Annotated in this window: 4 protein-coding genes; all 4 read left to right on the top strand. The window is 72.7% G+C overall.

Features of this window, described 5'->3' with window-relative positions; translation table 11 throughout:
- Positions 1–60 precede the first annotated feature (60 nt).
- Positions 61–549, top strand: coding sequence for a GNAT family N-acetyltransferase (locus V7E46_RS33145; protein WP_333771869.1), 489 nt, complete (start codon positions 61–63; stop codon positions 547–549).
- Positions 550–613: 64 nt separating this feature from the next.
- On the top strand, positions 614–1,699 hold the full coding sequence (locus tag V7E46_RS33150) for an HpcH/HpaI aldolase/citrate lyase family protein (protein WP_333771870.1): 1,086 nt from the start codon (positions 614–616) through the stop codon (positions 1,697–1,699).
- Positions 1,696–2,565 (top strand): HpcH/HpaI aldolase/citrate lyase family protein, encoded by an 870-nt coding sequence (locus V7E46_RS33155; RefSeq protein WP_333771871.1) that lies wholly within the window; start codon positions 1,696–1,698, stop codon positions 2,563–2,565. Before V7E46_RS33150 ends, V7E46_RS33155 begins: the two co-directional genes overlap by 4 nt.
- 170 nt (positions 2,566–2,735) lie before the next feature.
- Positions 2,736–2,992, top strand: a 257-nt coding sequence (locus V7E46_RS33160; protein ID WP_333771872.1) for a carboxyl transferase domain-containing protein, incomplete at its 3' end; no start/stop codon positions are given.

Raw genomic sequence — 2,992 nt, forward strand, 5'->3', positions numbered from 1 at the left:
GCCCCGGGGGGCGAAAACCGGTGTCGGCCCGCCCCCCCCCGCGGCCCATAGGGTGCCGCGGTGACCAACGCCTCCTTCACCGTCCGTGCGGCCGTGCCCGCGGACGCCGCCGCCGTGGCCCATGTCCACATCGCCTCGCGGGAGGTGACGATGCCCTACCTGCCGCCGCGCAGGCGCAGCGACGCGGAGGTCGAGGCGTGGGTGCGGGACGTGGTCATGGCCACGTCCGCGGTCTGGGTGGCGGTCGGCGCCGACGGCCGGGTGGTCGGCTACGCGGCCGTCGAGGGGGACGAGCTGAACGCCCTGTATCTGCTCGCCGACATCCTGCGGCAGGGCATCGGGAGCGCGCTGCTCGGCACGGCGAAGGCTTACCGCCCCGACGGGCTGACGCTCGCCGTCTTCCAGCGCAATACGCGAGCCAGGGCTTTCTACGCCCGCCACGGCTTCACAGTGGTCGACAGCAACGACGGATCACGCAACATGGAGAACGAACCGGACCTGACGATGCGCTGGCAGCCGGTGACCAACAGCACACGTACTGACGGGTAATATCCGCGCCCCGGCGGTCATAGGGTGAGCGGCGAACCCTCGACCCGACCCACCGGGAGATCGCATGCGCTCGGCGAAGGACTTCTTCCGCCCGCTGGCTGTGGGGGCACCCGAGCCCCTGCGCGAGGTGCCCTTCCGGCCCTCGCGGATGATCCACTTCTTCGACCCCGGCAACGAGAAGATGGCCGCCAAGGTCCCCGCCCTGGCCCCCGCGGTGGACGTACTGCTCGGCAACCTGGAGGACGCCGTCCCCTCCGACCGCAAGGAGGCCGCCCGCACGGGCCTGGTCGCCGTCGCCAAGGGAACCGACTTCGGCGGCACCCAGCTGTGGACCCGGATCAACAGCCTGGACTCGCCCTGGGCGCTGGACGACCTGCTCACCCTGGTCACCGAGATCGGCGACCGGCTCGACGTCGTGATGGTCCCCAAGGTGGAGGGCGCGCACGACATCCACTACGTCGACCGGCTGCTGGCCCAGCTGGAGGCACGGGCGGGCCTGCGCCGGCCGATCCTGGTGCACGCGATCCTGGAGACCGCCGCGGGCGTCGCCAATGTCGAGGAGATCGCCGGCGCCAGCCCCCGCATGCAGGGCATCTCGCTCGGCCCCGCCGACCTGGCCGCCAGCCGGCGGATGAAGACCACCAGGGTCGGCGGCGGCCACCCCGGCTACCTGGTCCGCGAGGACCCGCCCTCGGCCTCCGGCGGGGGGAGCCCCGCCGACGCGCCCCGGGCGACGTACCAGCAGGACCTGTGGCACTACACGCTCGCCCGGATGGTCGACGCCTGCGCGGCGCACGGCATCCTGCCGTACTACGGCCCCTTCGGCGACATCCAGGACGTCACCGCGTGCGAGGACCAGTTCCGCAACGCCTTCCTGCTCGGCTGCGTCGGCGCCTGGTCGCTGCACCCGGCGCAGATCGCCATCGCCAAGCGGGTCTTCTCGCCCGCGCCCGAGGACGTGGCCTGGGCGCGGCGGGTGATCGGCGCGATGGGCGACGGCACCGGCGCGGTGATGATCGACGGCAAGATGCAGGACGACGCCACCTACAAGCAGTGCCAGGTGGTCGCCGGGCTCGCCGACACCCTCGCCGCCCGCGACCCCGAACTGGCCGAGGCCTACGCCGCGGCCTGGAAGGCAGGCCGGCGATGAGCGATACCCCCCGCCCCCGCCGCTCGGTCCTCTACATGCCCGGCGCCAACGAACGCGCCCTGGAGAAGGCCCGCACCCTTCCCACCGACGCGCTGATCCTCGACCTGGAGGACTCGGTCGCGCCCGATGCCAAGAAGGCGGCCAGGGACCGGGTGGCCGAGGCCGCCGCGAGCGGCGGCTACGGCCACCGCGAGGTGACGATCCGGGTCAATGCGCCCGGCACCCCCTGGCACGCCGACGACCTGCGGGCCGCGGCCGCGGCCGGACCCGACGCGGTCGTGGTGCCCAAGGTGGACGCGCCGGAGACGGTCACCGCCGTGGTGGCCGCGCTGGAGGCGGCCGGCGCGCCCGACCGTACCGCCGTCTGGGCGATGATCGAGACACCCGCCGCGATGTTCGACGCCCGGCGGATCGCCGCGGCCAGCGAGCGGCTGACCGTGCTGGTCATGGGCACCAACGATCTGGCCAAGGAACTGCGCGCCGAGCACGTGCCGGGCCGCGCCCCGCTGCTCACCGCGCTGTCCATGGCGCTGCTCGCGGCCCGCGCCACCGGCCGGGTCATCTTGGACGGTGTCTACAACGACGTCCAGGATCTGACCGGATTCGAAGCCGAAACCCTCCAAGCGCGGCAGCTCGGCTTCGACGGCAAAACGCTCATCCATCCCCGCCAGCTGGAGCCCTGCAACCGGGTCTTCGCCCCCGCCGCCGCGGACGTCGAGCGCTCCCGGAAGATCATCGAAGCCTTCGATCAGGCCACGTCACAGGGCCGTGGAGTGGTCACCGTGGACGGCAGGATGATCGAGAACCTCCATGTGGAGGAGGCCAGACGGGTGCTCGCGCTGGCCGCCGCCGTCGAGGGCCGCTGACGGTCACGTGTGCGTGTCGCCCGGTGGCGGCGGAGGAACGGCGGGGCGCCGCGACCGTACCGCGGAGCCCCGCTGTTGTGCGCTTCTGTGGGGATCCGCCATGAAGCGGGGACGGACACTGTACGAAGTCGATGGCCTGTTTTCCGGCCCGCGGCTCGTACTGTCGTTGCATGACCACATCGCAAGAGGTGCCCGCCGAGGTGAACGACGCCCGCGGGCGGGTGGCCGAACTGCACGCCATCCGCGCGGAGGTCGTCCGCGGACCGAGCGAGAAGGCCACCGCGGCCCAGCGTGCCAAGGGCAAGCTCACCGCCCGCGAGCGGATCGACCTGCTGCTGGACGAGGGCACCTTCCGCGAGGTGGAGCCCTTGCGGCGGCACCGGGCGACCGGGTTCGGGCTGGAGGCCAAACGGCCCTACACCGACGG

It is taken from the genome of Streptomyces sp. IBSBF 2435 (genome assembly GCF_036815005.1).
In the GTDB taxonomy this organism is placed as follows: domain Bacteria; phylum Actinomycetota; class Actinomycetes; order Streptomycetales; family Streptomycetaceae; genus Actinacidiphila.

Bases quoted from the DNA above. Each gene is read 5' to 3' on its own strand.
- V7E46_RS33150 (WP_333771870.1), top strand. From the start codon at position 614: ATGCGCTCGGCGAAGGACTTCTTCCGCCCGCTGGCTGTGGGGGCACCC.
- V7E46_RS33155 (WP_333771871.1), top strand. From the start codon at position 1,696: ATGAGCGATACCCCCCGCCCCCGCCGCTCGGTCCTCTACATGCCCGGC.